This is a genomic window from Jilunia laotingensis, assembly GCF_014385165.1.
Taxonomy (GTDB): Bacteria; Bacteroidota; Bacteroidia; order Bacteroidales; family Bacteroidaceae; genus Bacteroides; species Bacteroides laotingensis.
This window is the reverse complement of record NZ_JACRTF010000001.1, coordinates 3483733-3501543: the sequence shown is the minus strand read 5'-3', so window position 1 is coordinate 3501543 and position 17811 is coordinate 3483733. Positions and strand designations below refer to the sequence as shown.

The window sequence follows — 17811 nt, the reverse complement described above, 5'->3', positions numbered from 1 at the left end:
CAGGTCACTTTGGCTTTACCGATTCGTGACAATCGCGTTGATGTCACGTATTTGTAAAATTGACCGTGCGTATATCCTCCATCTTCGTAAATGGCAGCTTCCCAGTTATCTTTGATCAGAATGACGAATAAAAAGCAAGCAAAGATACAATCACCTATATCATTATATATAAGGAGGAAAAAACGGGGAAAAAGCATTTTTTAATAAATTTGTATCATGCAAACCTTAGTAGTTCTTCATTTTTTTGTAATTTTGCGCTTTTTAAAAGCGTTAGATTCTTTTAAAATACGACTTAGTAAACAAATTATTAAAACAGTTATAGCTGTGGGAGAAACAAAGTATATTTTTGTCACCGGTGGTGTAGCTTCTTCTTTAGGAAAAGGCATCATCTCGTCATCCATCGGTAAATTGCTGCAAGCAAGAGGTTATAAAGTTACAATCCAGAAGTTCGACCCGTATATTAACATCGACCCGGGAACACTGAATCCTTATGAACATGGAGAGTGTTACGTAACTGTGGATGGTCATGAAGCCGACCTTGACCTGGGACATTACGAACGTTTCCTAGGTATTCAGACTACGAAAGCAAATAACATCACGACCGGACGTATCTATAAAAGTGTGATCGATAAAGAACGCCGCGGTGACTATTTGGGACGCACCATCCAGGTCATTCCTCACATTACGGACGAAATCAAACGTAACGTAAAACTGCTGGGAAACAAATATAAATTCGATTTCGTTATCACTGAAATCGGTGGTACGGTAGGCGACATCGAATCGCTCCCATACGTGGAAAGCATCCGCCAGCTCAAATGGGAACTGGGAAAAGACGCACTTTGTGTACATCTTACTTATGTACCCTATCTGGCAGCAGCCGGAGAGCTGAAAACGAAGCCGACCCAGCACTCTGTAAAAGAATTGCAAAGCGCAGGCATTCAACCGGACATTCTCGTATTACGTACCGAACATGAATTAAGCGCAGGACTGCGCAAGAAAGTAGCCTTGTTCTGCAACGTAGATGAAAACGCAGTCGTGCAAAGCATCGATGCTCCTACCATCTACGAAGTACCTTTGCTGATGCAAGCTCAGGGGCTGGACGAAACCATCTTGAAGAAAATGGGACTGCCGATAGGAGAAACTCCGGGACTCGGCCCATGGCGTGCTTTCCTCGAGCGCCGTCACAAAGCGGAACAGACGGAACCGATACATATCGCTCTGGTTGGAAAATACGATTTGCAAGATGCCTACAAATCCATACGCGAGGCATTGTCACAAGCAGGAACGTATAACGACTGTAAAATAGAAGTCGACTTTGTAAACAGCGAAAAACTTACTGACGATAATGTAGGAGAAGCCTTAAAAGGAATGGCCGGTGTCATGATCGGGCCGGGCTTCGGGCAGAGAGGTATAGAAGGCAAGTTTGTCGCAATCAAATACACCCGTACCCATGACATCCCGACTTTCGGTATCTGCCTCGGCATGCAATGCATGGCAATAGAATTCGCCCGCAACGTTCTTGGCCATGCCGATGCAAACTCCCGTGAAATGGACGAAAAGACTCCGTACAATGTGATCGATATCATGGAAGAGCAGAAAGCCATTACCAACATGGGTGGCACCATGCGTCTGGGTGCATATGAATGCACATTGGAAAAAGGCAGCCTGGCATACGAGGCCTACAAGACCGAACACATACAGGAACGCCACCGCCACCGTTATGAGTTCAACAATGATTTTAAGAATGAATATGAAGCAGCCGGCATGAAATGCACGGGCATCAACCCGGAATCCGGTTTGGTCGAAATAGTCGAAATACCGGCATTGAAATGGTTCGTAGGTACGCAGTTCCATCCGGAATACAGCAGTACGGTACTCCATCCTCATCCGTTGTTCTTATCATTCATAAAAGCAGCGATAGGAAAATAACAATCATAAATATAGAAACAGAAAATGGATAAAAACACCATAACAGGTCTTGTTTTAATAGCTCTACTATTAGTGGGGTTCAGCTTTCTGAGCCGTCCAAGTGAGGAACAGCTTGCAGCGCAGAAGAGATACTACGACTCTATTGCAGTGGTGCAAAAGCAGGAAGCAGCCCTCAAAGCAAAAGCCGAAGCAGCTTTGGCGAACGAGAAAGAAGAGGTCAAGAAAGATTCCACCAGTCTTTTTTTCAATGGCATAGAGGGGAAAGAGACCTTTACCACCATCCAGAACAATCTGGTCGAAATCACACTCGACAATAAAGGAGGAAGGGTTTACTCTGCATTGCTGAAAGATTACAAAGCGCAGGATAAGACGAGCCCTGTCGTCCTTTTCAACGGGGATGATGCGGAGATGAGTTTCAACTTCTATAACAAGAAAGAAGGGGCCATCCAGACAAAAGATTATTACTTCGATGTTGTAAACAAGACGGACAGCAGCGTCACGATGCGACTGGCATCGAACAGCGAGAGCTATATCGATTTTATTTACAAGCTTAAACCGGACAGTTACCTGCTAAGCTTCACCATTCAGGCGAACGGCATGGCAGGCAAGCTGGCTTCAACGGATTATGTAGACATCTCATGGTCGCAGCGCGCCCGCCAGTTGGAAAAAGGATTCACCTACGAGAATCGTTTTGCCGAACTGATGTACAAAACGATCAATGACGGAACGGATAATCTTTCGGCCGCCAAAGATGATGAGAAACAGCTGGAAGGACGGATTGACTGGATTGCTTTCAAGAACCAGTTCTTCTCTTCCGTATTCATTGCCGACCAAGACTTCGACAAGGTGACTGTAAAATCGAGAATGGAAAAGGAAGGAAGCGGATACATCAAGGATTATTCCGCTGAAATGAATACTTTCTTCGATCCGACCGGCAAGCAGCCTACCGACATGTATTTCTACTTCGGGCCGAATCATTATAAGACGCTGAAAGCATTGGATAAGGGACGTGATGACAAGTGGGAACTGGACAACCTCGTTTATCTGGGATGGCCGCTGATCCGTTTGATCAATAAATACGTTACCATCAATATATTTGACTGGCTCACAGGTTGGGGACTCAGCATGGGAGTGGTATTGCTGATCCTTACCATTCTGGTTAAAATTGCTGTTTACCCGGCAACGTGGAAAACGTATATGTCATCAGCCAAAATGCGTGTGCTGAAACCGAAGATCGATGAAATCAACAAAAAATATCCGAAACAGGAAGATGCGATGAAGAAGCAACAGGAAGTAATGAGCCTGTATAGCCAGTATGGTGTCAGCCCTATGGGTGGCTGTCTGCCGATGCTGTTGCAATTCCCGATCATTGTGTCTCTGTTCATGTTCGTGCCGACCGCCATCGAACTGCGCCAACAGAGTTTCTTGTGGGCAGATGACCTTTCAACGTACGATGCCTTCATCACTTTCCCGTTCACTATTCCGTTCCTGGGTAATCACCTCAGCTTATTCTGCGTATTGATGACAATAACCAACATCCTGAACACCAAGTTTACGATGCAGCAACAAGACACCGGTGCGCAACCTCAAATGGCAGCAATGAAATGGATGATGTACCTGATGCCCGTAATGTTCCTTTTCGTATTGAACGATTATCCTTCGGGATTGAATTATTACTATTTCATTTCGACCCTGATCAGTGTAGCGACTATGATCGTTTTGCGCAGAACGACTGACGAGGACAAGCTGCTTGCCTCACTCGAAGCGAGAAAGAAAGACCCGAAACAAATGAAGAAGACCGGCTTTGCCGCACGTCTTGAAGCAATGCAAAAGCAACAAGAGCAAATGGCAAAAATGAAACAGCAACAAAATAAGAAGTAAAACAGCTTCTTACTGATATTTGCAGTAAAGCCGGGCACACACTCCTACGTTGTCCGGCTTTATTTTTTATAAATGAAGAAGTTACCCAAGCGATAAAACCAATTAAACAAACTAACGCATGAAAACAAAATATACGTATAAAGAGATCTGGCTCATCTCCTACCCCATCCTCATCAGCCTTATAATGGAACAGTTGATCGGGATGACAGACACAGCCTTCCTGGGGCGGGTGGGCGAAGTTGAATTAGGGGCATCGGCCATCGCCGGGGTTTATTACCTTGCCATATTCATGATGGCCTTCGGTTTCAGCATCGGGGCACAAATACTGATCGCGCGCCGCAACGGAGAGCAACGCTACGGTGAAATAGGTTCCGTCTTCTATCAAGGGATTTACTTTCTGCTGCTATTGGGGGCCGTGATGTTCTTCCTGTCAATGACATTCTCCCCGCATATCCTTCAAAAGATAATATCATCCCCGCACATTTATGAAGCGGCAATAAGCTACATCAACTGGCGCATCTTCGGATTCTTCTTTTCGTTCATCATGGTCATGTTCCGTGCCTTCTTTGTCGGTACCACCCAAACAAAGACATTGACCTTGAACTCCATCGTAATGGTATTGTCGAATGTGGTATTCAACTACATATTGATATTCGGCAAATTAGGTTTCCCACCGCTGGGCATCGCTGGAGCCGCCATCGGTTCATCACTGGCCGAACTGGTATCCGTCCTCTTCTTTATCATCTATACTTGGAAACGGATCGATTGCCGGAAGTACGGTTTGAACAAGCTGCCACGCTTCCAACCGGAAACATTGAAACGGATACTGGGAGTATCGTTCTGGACGATGATTCAGAACCTGTTTTCCATGTCTACCTGGTTCCTGTTCTTTCTCTTCGTCGAACATCTCGGAGAACGCGCGCTGGCAGTAACGAACATCATCCGTAACGTTTCCGGCATACCGTTTATGGTAGCCATGGCCTTCGCATCGACTTGCGGCTCTTTGGTCAGCAACTTGATAGGTGCCGGTGAAACCTCTTGCGTACAAGGCACAATCAGGCAACATATCCGGATAGCATATGCTTTCGTCCTACCGCTACTCCTATTCTTCGTATTGTTTCCCAAACTGATATTGAGCATTTATACGGACATACCTGCGCTACAGGAAGCTTCCATCCCAGCCTTATGGGTACTCTGTTCGGCTTATCTTATCATGGTACCGTCCAACGTTTATTTTCAATCTGTTTCCGGAACAGGAAATACACGTACCGCATTGGTAATGGAACTTTGTGTATTAGGGGTTTATGTCATATATATCAGTTACATCATCCTTTACTTGAGGGTCGATGTCGCTGTATGTTGGACAACGGAACACCTCTATGCCATCCTCACTTTGATCCTCTGCCACTGGTACATAAAGAAGGGCAACTGGCAGAAGAAAAAGATATAACATCACTTCCTCCATCCCGAAAAGAGCAGCCCTGCCTATCGTTCATAATAGACCGGACTGTCTTTGGTCAGGATGAAACCATGTTTTACATCCCCATGTTTCACTGCTTTACACCCCCATGTTTGACAGTGAGACATGGGGATGTTTGACTGTCAAACATGGGGGTGTAAAACATAGCATCCTTTAAAGACAGCATGCCTTCAAAGCAATCTTGCCAGCACAAAGGAATAGAGAAGGCAGCACTTCGGGTAGGAGCAGCATTGCAAACCAAGCACAAGATAGGATTGCTTATCTTCCATGCATCCCGGTCAAAACACTTCATACGCATATTAAGAAAGGTGGAAACTTGCCGATACGATACTATAAAAACATATATATTAACCCATTCCAAAAACAAGTCTCACAAGTAGAGCAGGTTTTAAGATTTAATCACTATCTTCGCAAATCTTAAATTTAATTGAAAGTTTTATATGAGACAAGCCAAACTGTTAGTTATGTCAACAGCAATGATGTTAGCAGCCTGCGGAGGAACCAAAGACGCAGGACAGAACCAAAGTACAGAGGCACTTATCGGTAAATCGGACATCAAGATCGAAGGTAAGCGTATGACACCCGAGGCACTATGGGCCATGGGACGTATCGGTGAACTATCCGTCTCGCCCGATAACAAGCAAATCGTGTACAGCGTAGCCTATTACAGCGTACCGGAAAACAAGAGTAACCGCGAACTCTTCGTGATGAATGCGGATGGAAGTGATAACCAGCAGATCACCCACACCCCCTATCAGGAGAACGGAGCAACCTGGATAAAGGGTGGAACCAAAATAGCCTTCCTGAGCAATGACAGCGGCAGTAGCCAACTTTATGAAATGAATCCTGACGGCAGCGGGCGGAAGCAGATCACCAATTACGACGGTGACATTGAAGGCTACTCATTCTCACCCGACGGAAAGAAGCTACTTTTCATTGCACAGGTCAAGACAGTCAAAAGTACGGCAGACAAATACCCCGACCTCGACAAAGCATCGGGCATCATCATTACCGACCTGATGTACAAACACTGGGATGAATGGGTGACAACAGCTCCGCATCCCTTCATTGCAGATTTTGACGGCAACGGCATTTCCAACATCGTGGATATCCTGGACGGTGAACCTTATGAAAGTCCAATGAAGCCATGGGGCGGCATCGAACAACTGGCATGGAACACCACCTCGGACAAAGTAGCCTATACCTGCCGTAAAAAGACGGGGCTGGCTTATGCCATCTCTACCAATTCGGATATTTATGTATACGACCTGAATACCAAACAGACGGAAAACATCACCGAAGAGAACAAGGGATATGACACAAATCCCCAATACTCTCCCGATGGCAAATACATTGCCTGGCAAAGCATGGAACGTGACGGATATGAGGCTGATCAAAACCGCCTTTTCATCATGAACCTTGAAACAGGAGAAAAACGCTTTGTCAGCAAAGGGCTGGAATCGAACGTGGATGCCTTTGTTTGGAGCGCAGATTCGAAAAGCATTTTCTTCAATGGAGTATGGCATGGCGAAATCCAAATTTACGCGATTGATCTGGCCAATGATTCCGTAAGGGCCATTACGCAGGGAATGTATGATTACGATGCTCCTGCCCTCTTCGGAGACAAACTGATTGCTAAACGCCACTCCATGAGTATGGGAGACGAAATATATGCAATCGCTTTGGACGGCACTACGACCCAATTGACACAGGAAAACAAACTGATCTACGATCAGCTGGAAATGGGTAAAGTCGAAGGACGTTGGATGAAAACCACGGATGGCAAGGAGATGCTGACTTGGGTAATTTATCCTCCTCAATTCGACCCGAACAAGAAATATCCCACACTACTCTTCTGTGAGGGCGGCCCGCAAAGCCCGGTCAGCCAATTCTGGAGCTACCGCTGGAACATGCAGATTATGGCAGCAAACGATTATATCATTGTAGCACCGAACCGTCGTGGGCTTCCAGGCTTCGGAAATGAATGGAACGAAGCTATCAGCGGTGATTATGGCGGCCAGTGCATGAAAGATTACTTTACTGCCATTGATGAAATGTCCAAAGAACCATTCGTAAATAAAGACCGTTTAGGTTGTGTCGGTGCCAGCTTCGGTGGCTTCTCCGTCTACTGGTTGGCAGGACACCATGATAAACGTTTCAAAGCATTCATTGCTCATGACGGCATTTTCAACATTGAAATGCAATATCTGGAAACCGAAGAGAAATGGTTTGCCAACTGGGATATGGGAGGTGCTTACTGGGAAAAGCAAAATCCGGTTGCCCAACGTACCTTTGCAAATTCCCCCCATCAGTTTGTCGACAGATGGGATACCCCCATTCTTTGCATACATGGCGAAAAGGACTATCGCATTTTGGCCAATCAGGCTATGGCCGCTTTCGATGCTGCCGTAATGCGTGGCGTACCTGCCGAACTTCTGATCTATCCGGATGAAAACCATTGGGTGTTGAAACCACAGAACGGCATCTTGTGGCAACGTACCTATTTCGAATGGTTGGACAAATGGTTAAAACAATAATGCCTTAACAAAAGAACACGGGTGTCGAAACACTCATAAACCCCAAATGACCCTCACCGCAGATAGTTGTGGCGAGGGTCATTGCAATAAAGGGGAGCTTTGACACATCTCCATTTGTCCTAATATGCATTACTTTTTATATATAAAGCCTTCTTTATAGATAAAACAATCCAATGATTTTCTCCTTAGAATACCTTCGTACTCGCTAGATTTGAGATAAAAACTCTATCAATTTCTCATCATTATCTATACCCAATTTCTTGCGTAAACGATTACGTACCGTTTCCACGCTTCTCACCTCTTTAAAGGTTATATTGGCAATGTCTTTTGGAGAAAGCCCCAATCGTAGAAATGCACAAAGCCGCTTTTCTTTTATTGTCAGATTGGGATAGTTCTGCTCTAACTTTTGATAAAAAGAAGGGTGGACTTGCTCAAAATAGCAGCGGAATTCATCCCAATCATTCGTTGAACTTTGCCGTTGCAGTTTAACTTGTATTTTTTGCATATGAGCTTTCTGTTCTTGATCTCTCGGATTTAATTCATGAAGAACTTGTTTGAACTCTTCATTCACATCGGAAATAAACTCATTTGTCTTCATCATGGACAAAGTGTAAGAAGTCAATTCTTTATTTCGTTGGTCAAGTATACATTTCAAATCCTCTTCTTTCTGAACTTGCATCTTTTTCTCTTTCTCAAAAAGTTGCTTTTGATGTTCAACTAATTCCGCCTCGATTTTTCGTTGCCTTTCTTTATTTTTAAAATGATAAATTAATAGTAGGGCCACTACGACAAGACACAGGATACAGGTCAACATTATGATCCATAAACGATTTGCCATGAGCTTTTGCAAAGAAACATCTTTCACCAATAATTCATTCTCCCGTATTTTGTTCTCAGCGAGGTATAATCGCTCTATATTATCAGCCTTTTGATCATTATCTTCTTTGAATATTGAATGCGCTTGAATAAGCGAAAGGTTCAATGCTTCATAGGCTTTTTTAAAATTATTGTTTTTGCGGTAAAAGTCAGCCAGATTACGCCGGATATCACTTTCCATTCGCTTATTTTCGAGTGCTTGAGATGCTTTAAGTGCTTTCTGCAAATAGATGAATGACGAGTCTTTTTGCCCTATTTTATCACATATATCAGAATAAAGTTTATAAGTTTGTATGAGATCGGAGCCAAAGCCAAATGCTTCCTGATAAAACATTGCGTTTTTTGAATAACTTATTGCCAAAGAATAATCTTTTTTTATGTAATATAAATTAGCTATATTGGTTTGCATACAATAATATAAATCCGCATCTTTCTGCTTATCTAATAATTGTAAGGCTTGCAAAGCATAATCCAAAGCTTTGTTTTCATCTTTAGTTTGTAAATAGATGCCTGCCAAATTATTATAGTTATTGAAAAGCTCCTTTCTATTATTATTCCGCATATTCATATCTATCGCTTTCAACATATAATCCTTGGACTTCTCTAATTTATTTTGATTATAATAAACCACACCGATATTATTGTATATCATAGCTTTATACTCATCTATACCATATTTCTCGGATAAAGAAAGCGCTTTCAGGTAGTAAGGCATGGCATCTTTCCATAGTCCGAGTTCTTCATGTGAAGCCCCTAAAGGTATATAAAAATGTATTAGGGAATGTATTTCTTCTTGTGTGGGATTATTCTTTTGTTCATAGTATACCACTACTTTTTGATACAATTCTATAGCTTTGGTCAATTTACCCTCCTTATGGTATAACTCTCCAACAGCACTGATCACCCTGACAAAACCATCTTCATCATAATGTCCAGCTTTGATAATCGAATCTAATTTTAAACGTATATTTTGTGCAAAGGGGATATTAGTATATTCCTTTATTGATGATGAAACTTCGCTTAAGATTGCCAAACGATTATCATTCTTTGATGCTGAACAAATCTGGGCTAAACTGAAAAATAAGACAATTAAGAAATATTTGACACCATACGACTTATTTACAAGATTACAAGGTTTAGTATTAATACATAAATTCATTTCTTCTACACTCTTTATATTAGGTATATAACAAAAATAATAAAAGATATTTCATTGTACAAATATTAATGATTTTTATTTAGAGGTTAGTTATTATCCAGTTTTCGTCCGCACACATACTTCATTAATAATTAATGATTTGCACATAAATGCCGTAGTAAAATATCAAGCTTTAAAATTTTAAAGTAGCTGAGTAATACCAATTCACGTAGCCATTCTAAACCAATTTCGTATGTTTGGAAAAAAGAAAATAAAGAAAAGACTATCAATATTTATAAAACCAAAAAACATCTTATTATGAAGTTACAATTACTCACAGGTTTTTTACTTTTATCAGTACCAGCTTGTTTTATGTACGGATATGAAGTTCCTACTACTTTACAAAAGAAAAATATTTTATTAGAAGAATTTACAGGCATTAGTTGTGGAAACTGTCCTCAAGGACACAAAGTGGCAAATGCTTTAAATATGGCTCAACCGGAAAGCACTTTTGTAATAGCTGTACATGCCGGATCATTTTCAAAGCCGGTAGGTGACTTTCCTGATTTTAGAACTGATGAAGGAGAACAGTTGGTGGAGGAATTCGGTGTCGAAATGTTGGGATATCCCAGTGGGACTGTCAATAGGCATGCTTTTGAAGGTACATCGGTTGTGGCTCCTAAAAGTAAATGGATCAAGTATGGTAAACAAATTAATAGTGAGGATGCTCCTGTAAACCTATGGATTAAAAGTGAATTCGATGGGAATACGAATCAACTTAAAGTAAGGGTGGAAGGATATTATACGACTGATGAGCAAACAGAAAAACAATACTTAAATGTTGTGTGGACACAGGACAATATCATGGGACCACAATCAGGTGGCGGGGTCGGTGAAGAATATATTCATCGCCATATGCTTCGAGGGTATCTGACTCCTGTATGGGGGGACCTATTGGCATCACCCAAGAAAGGAGACTATTTTGAAAAAGAATATGTATATCAGTTGCCTGAAACAGTTAAAAAGACCACAGTAAAACCGGAAGATATCGAAGTCATTGCATTTGTCACTCAAGAAAAAAAAGAAGTGCTGAATGTCACAGGCAGTAAACCTTCATATTCAAACTTTGAACATCCGCTGGCAGCTTCATTATCAACCCCGAAAATGGAAATTGGATCGCGTTATGGTTATAATTACTTTGAAGCTACATTAACCAACGAATCCGATAAGGTAATCACTACAGCAGAATTTGAGATAGACATAAATAACGAAGAGCCCCAACAGGTCACGTGGAATGGCAATATATCCTCATTTGCAAGTATGCCAATTGTTCTGAATGTTTCATCCTATGTTATGAATGACAAAAATGATTATAAAATAACTCTCACATTTCTAAACGGGAAAGAAATCAAAAATAGTTCAATACAAGGAACATTCGCTGCACCATTACAAGCCACACCGACTGTTAATATAACCATTCAAACAGATCTTTTTGCAGATGAAAATACATTTACGATTAAAAACAGTGATGGTGAAATCGTCAAAGAGTTCGGACCTTACGTAACAGATACCAAAGCTGTCTATCAAGAAACAGCGGAATTGGAAGCGAATAAAACATATTGTTTTGAGATTCTGGACAAGTGGGGAGATGGCATACAACAACCTAAAGGGTACGTAAAAATACATACAGACAACAACGCATTGATAGAACAGAATTATGATATTCAACTATTTGGAAGCAGGAGTTTCTTCCGTACTTCATTAGAACCGTCAGGCATTACAAAATCAGTGGCAGACAGATTATATAAATATGATCCTGAAACCAAAACAATCTATTTAGTCGATATGACAACGCCTTGTGTCTTATCACTTTATTCAATGGAAGGGAAGCGTATCATGCAGAAAGAAGACACTAAGATGACCTGTTCAACGATAACAAATGGCATTTATTTGCTACAAATCACCAAAAACGGAATGCAGCATATTTTTAAAATTGCCATTAATTAAACCATTAACATTAATCCTTTATTAAAAAATAATATTTATGAGAAAGATTTTACTTACATTAATCGTACTGTTCATATGTATAACAGTTTCTGCTCAATGGAGCGATGACCCTGCAGTAAACAACAGAGTTTCTCCAACAGATCGAAACGCCTATTCACCCCAATTCAAAGTAAATAAGGATGGGATTACTTATATTTTTTTCATAGGAAATGTAAGTGGAGATATAGACGGAGTTATAGAAAACTCATTACAGATATTAGATAAAAACGGCAAGAAATTATTCCCTGACGAAGGTAAGATCATTTCTGACAAAAGAAACATATCTTATTCAATGGTGAATCAAAGATTGATGGTTGATACTGACGGAAATGCTATAATAGCCATAACGGACTGCCGTAATTCTCCTTCAGATGAATATGATTTAAGTTATTCGATTTATAAAGTTTCTCCCACAGGTGAAATGTTATGGGGAGAGGAAGGAGTAGATCTCCTTAAAGGACACGCCTATTCTAAACTAGTTAGCATGAGCATGATCCAATTGGAAGACGGTAGTTATTTATTTGCATGGTTCAAACCTTCAGGCGTAGTCGAAAGTGGAGAAATTTATAGCATTGAAGTAGAACGTTTGTCCAAAGATGGCGATTTTTTGTGGGATGCACCTCTTGTATTAAAAGATGATGAAACGACTTATATGTATCCGTATTTAGTCAATGCAGGAAATAATCAGGCTATCATGGTCTACTCTAAAGGAACAAACCAAGATATCATGGCTAAAAAAATAGATTTCGACGGTTCGTCAGTATGGGCTACCGACACCCGTATTTACAGGGGAGGCTTCACTACAGTTCCTTTACATACCATTTTACAAGTTCTTCCGGACACAAAAGGGGGAGTATATGTGTCTTGGTTCGATGATCGTTTCTTTACCAACACTGAGTCTGTGTACATATCCAATGTTAAACCTGACGGCACATTGGCTTTTCCGGAAGGAATGGACGGCGTAAAAGTAGGAATTTCCGATAACTTCAGATCCATGAATCCCAAATTCGTTTATAACGAAAAAGAAGATTGTTTATATTTTATGTGGAGAGACGTCGCAGCAGGAACTTCTTCAACTCAACGATTAATGATACAAAAAGTTGCCGCAAGCAGTGAATTATTGTGGAATCCCGAGGGCATGGAAGTCATACCCGTACAAACAGACTTCTATATCGGAGATTATTCGATCCAAAATGCAGAAGACGGGAACTTTGTAATTTTCTATATAACAACCGACATCTATTCTAACCCTTCCTGCTACGTGGAGAAATTTAATTCGGACGGAGAATCGCTCTGGAATCCCCGTAAAGTGGCTTTTACTACAAACGAAGCTAAGAAGAATCATTTATGGGCATCCCCTTTGATCGATGGCGATCATTGGATAACGATGTGGGAAGACTTACGTGACGACAACGAAAAGGCAGTTTTATACATGCAATATATCAAGACCGATGCAACAATCGGCACTGGTATCGAGGCTATGACAAAAGCAGATAACAAATCGGAAATAACTTATTCAATAAATGGTGAAAAAGCTACTTTTAATATCAACTCATTTGAAGATAATTCTCTCAGCCTGAACATTTATTCACTGACAGGACAAAAGCTCCACACTGTTTACGATGGACAAATGTCAACCGGAAATCATCAATTGGATTGGAACTTGTCCGGCATCCCAACAGGAGTGTACTTGGCTACAATGACTACACATAAAGGCGTAAAAACCATTCGTATTTTAGTTAACAAATAAAGATAACAGTTATGAAAAGGTACATTTTTCTATTATCCAGCTTTTTGGTTTGGATAATATCTTATGCCCAACCCATAATGGGGTATGAGTTTGAAAGTAAAAATGGAGTTTACGAAGAAATCACAGAGGGAACTGTGGTTAATTCCAGTATCCATGGGATAGACTTGAATGGCAAAGCATATACCAGTATCGACAAGGCATCCGATGTAAAAGTTACGGATGACGGTTTTCCGATAGGCTTCAACTTTTTATTCAATAATCAGGAAATGAATCGTTTCGCAATCGGTACTAATGGGTATATTATCTTAGGAAAAGACCAAGTAACTGTGGAATCTCCTACAGATGGCTTTTTTTCAATAGGTCAATCACCTAATACGAATGTGATCAGTACGGCAACGAATGGTAAGATTTCAGGATTGGATAATACCGAATTAAGCTATAAAGTTTCAGGGGTAACTCCATCGAGAGTTTTAATTGTACAATATAAGAATTTAGGAATTACCGATACATGGGGAAGCAATCTTATCGCTACGGTTCAATTTCAAATTCGTCTATATGAAAATTCAAATAATATAGAGATTATATATAAAGATTGGAAAATGACCTCTTCATCTTTTTCATCGGCAAAAGTCGGTATCAAAGGAGATGTCGACGACCGTCTATTGATAGAAAGCACCGGAGGCTCCTGGACAGAAAAAATATCCACCACGATAAATGCTGCTGCCGCTCTTTCCTATACTCAGGACAATTATCCTGCGGATGGCTTGACTTATCAGTTTACTCCTCCCGTTAACTGCGAATCACCTACGGAACAGCCACAAGATCTGATTATAAACGGCACGAGCAATTCTGCGACCGGACACTTCAAAAAGACTGCCGGAGCCGATCTGTATTTAGTACTATTAAACGAATCTGAAACTTTAACGGAAAACCCGGTTGATGGAAATTATTACAAGTCCGGAGATAAATTAGGCAATGCCACTGTAATTTCTTTAGATTCCTTGGATACATTTACCGCTAAAGATCTAGAAGGAAACAAAAAGTATCATATTTCCGTCTTAGCTGTCAATTCTTTCTGCATGTATGGGCCAAAGTATAACGTGGAAGCACCTTTAACTGCCACTATTATCACCAACCCTTCACAACCTGAAGGGTTGACTGTCACGGAAACGGAACTGAATACCATGACACTAAGTATCAAAGCTAATTCTACTGGTGATCAGGTAATAATTGCAATGACCACTGAACCTTCAGTCAATAATGGCAGAATAGAAGAAGGCGGATTATTTGGCCAGCCATCTGGTATTTTAAACGTTGGTGACGAACTTGAAGGTGGAGGAACCGTTCTATATAAAGGTAACTCAACAGAAAAAGTAACGGTCAGTGACTTACAAGCCAATACAATATATCACTTCAAAGCTTGGAGTTTCAAAGATAATGATATATATTCTACAACAAGTGCAACTGCGGATGATGTGACAATGGGACAAGTTCCTTATAAATTAGATTTAAATATAATGCCTATTTATGTAGCACCTACCGGATGGACAGTAAATGAAGGCGGAACTTTTCGAGTTGTCATGAACGGTACAAACATGGACGTTCATTTACTGGAATGTAATATTTCAGCTGCCAATCCGACAAATGGTACAGAGAATCACCTGACTTCCCCTTGGATTTACCTAAGTGAAGGCACGAACAGAGTTGTTATGAATTACAACATGTCCGAATATTCTCGATTTGGCACAAGTGCTTATAATACTTGGGATGAAAGGGATTATTTCGAAATACAGGCAAGTGCCAATGGTACCGATTTTGAAACCATCTATAAAGTAACAGGAGAGACTGCACCCAAATTTGCCACAGCAACCAGTTATGTAGACTTGTATGCACCATTCGACAAATTCGCAGGTCAGAAAGTAAAAGTACGTTTACTTTGGAAGTGCTATAAAGGTATAAAACTACTCGTCAAGGATTTTAAAATCGAAGAAAAGAAAGCATGTGATTATCCTATTAATCTGTCCGCAGATGACGATTCTTTAATCGGTGACCAAGCAAAAATTAGTTGGAGTAGCCAAGGAGAAGAAGATGCTTGGGAAATTAGATACAGAAAATCCGGTTCCGAAGAATGGGTTAATCCGATAGAAGTCCATGAAAATCCATATCTGCTAACGAAACTACCCACGCAAACCGATATCGAACTTCAGATACGTGCTAAATGTTCTTTAACCAACCAAAGTGATTGGTCGGAATCATTGAATTTTAAAACCGGATATGGAGTTCCCTTCACCGAACCCTTTAACGGCACTTCATTACCACTAAGCTGGGAACTTAAAGTAGGAGAACTTGGAGATCCTACCGAGTTCTGCGATGGAACCAATTGCACACCTCAATGGGCATGGTCGTCTTTCATGACTGTGGGATTAATATTGTCTCCTAAAAAAACAATAGCAGACGATTGGATTGTATCACCATTAATTGATCTGGGTGATGGTTCCGTAAACTATATTTTTAATTTCAATTTATTGATGATGTCTCCTCAAGAAAACGATGAAACTTATTCTATCGTAATTTCAACAGATGACGGCAAGACATTCTCTAGCTCCAATGTATTGAGCAAAATTGAAAAAGCTGATTTACCCGAACGAGGACAGCAAAAAACATTCTCCGCTCCATTGAAAGGATATAAAGGTAAAGTTCGCATAGGTATCTATGTAAAATCAACTACCGGAAGAGTTTCGGGAGTACAAATGAAAAGTATCTCAATCACCGAATCATGCCCATCGGATATATTGGTAAACCCTGTCAGTGAACTAACTTCCGAAAGTGCAAAAATCACTTGGGAAAGCATGGCAGATTCTTGGTTGGTATTTTCAAGAATAGCCGGTAATAAAACCAGAGATTTCAAAGTGTTAAACGAGAAAGTGCTTTCGTTGAACGACCTACAACCCAGAACCACATACGAAGTAGGCATCACTAAAATGTGTGAAGTGGGTGACACTGCAAAAGTCGCTATAGTTTCATTTACCACTGAAGCAATTGCACAATGTCCACAAGTCGAAGAAGTGAATGTCACACCGAAGCAGTATGATGCATTCATTACTTGGTCAGGTGATGCTATGGCTTATAATATAAAGTACAGGTCTAAAGGATCAGATGAGTTTATCACCAAACAGATAACAGAGACTTCTTTGACCATCGAAGGATTAGAACCTGAAAAAGAGTATGGTTATGCCATTCAATCCATGTGTAGTACAAATGACGGTGATGTCAGTGAATGGACAGAAGAAGCCTTCTTTAAAACATTGGCTGTTACTTGCTTCCAACCCGAAAATATTTTGGCAGTACCGACTTATAAATCTGTAACCGTTACTTGGGAAGGCGAAGCTGATAAGTATGAAGTGGCTTACTGCAAGGGAGCAGAAGCATGGCAGTCATTAACTGTTACAGCTCATATGACAACCATAGAACAATTGGAACCCGAAACAGCTTATAAAGTCCGTGTACGCAGTATCTGTTCTGACACTGATATGAGTAAATGGTCAGCAACCGTCGATTTCACAACCGAATCTATTCCAGATTGTGTCGCTCCGACAAACTTACAAGCTTCAGGCATTAGTGAAACAACTGTAGACCTTACCTGGGATGCCGACGAGAACCATCTGACTTGGGATGTACATTATCGTGAAGGTAGTGTCACTTCCTGGACAACAATAAAAGAGCTGGCAGAAAAGAAATGCAGTTTGAAAGATCTGAAAGAAAATACAGTATATCTATGGAGCGTAAAAGCTACATGCGATGAAGAACGTACCAGCGTCTGGGCCGCACAAGATCAATTTACAACTTTGCTTTCAAGTATAGAAACGAGCAATTACAATAGTTTAAAAGTATTTACTTCTAACAAGATTTTGAATGTAATCAACCCAGAACATATACTGATTCAACGATTGCAAATATTCAGCATGGATGGACAGCTATTGAATACTTACAAAGTGAATACCGATGACAATATATTGTTGCCAATGGGACATAGTGAAAAGCAACTCATTGTTAAGATTGATGGTGAGAACCTAACCCACAGTTTTGTAGTTATTTTTAATTAAAGAGCTATTAACCGATTATAAAAGAGGCCGTTTCATATTCATGTGTGAAGTGAAACGGCCTCTTTATTTAT

The 17811-nt window shown here is 40.7% G+C and carries 8 protein-coding genes; 7 read left to right on the top strand and 1 reads right to left on the bottom strand.

Going from position 1 to position 17811, the window contains the following annotated elements; genetic code table 11:
- Window positions 1-324: 324 nt before the first annotated feature.
- The 4 genes from pyrG to dpp5 all read left to right on the top strand — a co-directional run bounded on the left by pyrG (window position 325) and on the right by dpp5 (window position 7827).
- On the top strand, window positions 325-1929 hold the full coding sequence (gene pyrG / locus H8744_RS13375) for a CTP synthase (RefSeq protein WP_262435311.1): 1605 nt from the start codon (window positions 325-327) through the stop codon (window positions 1927-1929).
- Between the two features lie 24 nt (window positions 1930-1953).
- Complete coding sequence (gene yidC / locus H8744_RS13370; protein WP_262435310.1) at window positions 1954-3810, top strand: membrane protein insertase YidC; 1857 nt, start codon at window positions 1954-1956, stop codon at window positions 3808-3810.
- A gap of 118 nt (window positions 3811-3928) precedes the next feature.
- Entirely contained in the window at window positions 3929-5260 is a 1332-nt protein-coding gene (locus tag H8744_RS13365; RefSeq protein ID WP_262435309.1) for an MATE family efflux transporter, read from the top strand.
- A 470-nt stretch (window positions 5261-5730) separates the two neighbouring features.
- Window positions 5731-7827 carry a dipeptidyl-peptidase Dpp5 gene (dpp5, locus tag H8744_RS13360; protein WP_262435308.1) on the top strand — a complete coding sequence of 699 codons (2097 nt, stop codon included), beginning with the start codon at window positions 5731-5733 and terminating at the stop codon, window positions 7825-7827.
- A 205-nt stretch (window positions 7828-8032) separates the two neighbouring features.
- Here the strand turns inward: dpp5 and H8744_RS13355 are convergent, their stop codons facing one another.
- Complete coding sequence (locus H8744_RS13355) at window positions 8033-9862, bottom strand: tetratricopeptide repeat protein (protein WP_262435307.1); 1830 nt, start codon at window positions 9860-9862, stop codon at window positions 8033-8035.
- A 297-nt stretch (window positions 9863-10159) separates the two neighbouring features.
- On the opposite strand from H8744_RS13355, the gene H8744_RS13350 reads away from it, so the two are divergent.
- From H8744_RS13350 to H8744_RS13340, 3 genes are read left to right on the top strand one after another with little or no spacing between them, the layout of a single operon-like run.
- Window positions 10160-11848 (top strand): Omp28-related outer membrane protein, encoded by a 1689-nt coding sequence (locus H8744_RS13350; protein WP_262435306.1) that lies wholly within the window; start codon window positions 10160-10162, stop codon window positions 11846-11848.
- Between the two features lie 37 nt (window positions 11849-11885).
- Window positions 11886-13637, top strand: a complete 1752-nt coding sequence (locus H8744_RS13345) for a T9SS type A sorting domain-containing protein (RefSeq protein ID WP_262435305.1) — start codon at window positions 11886-11888, stop codon at window positions 13635-13637.
- Window positions 13638-13648: 11 nt separating this feature from the next.
- Complete coding sequence (locus H8744_RS13340) at window positions 13649-17740, top strand: fibronectin type III domain-containing protein (protein ID WP_262435304.1); 4092 nt, start codon at window positions 13649-13651, stop codon at window positions 17738-17740.
- The last annotated feature ends 71 nt before the right edge of the window (window positions 17741-17811 follow it).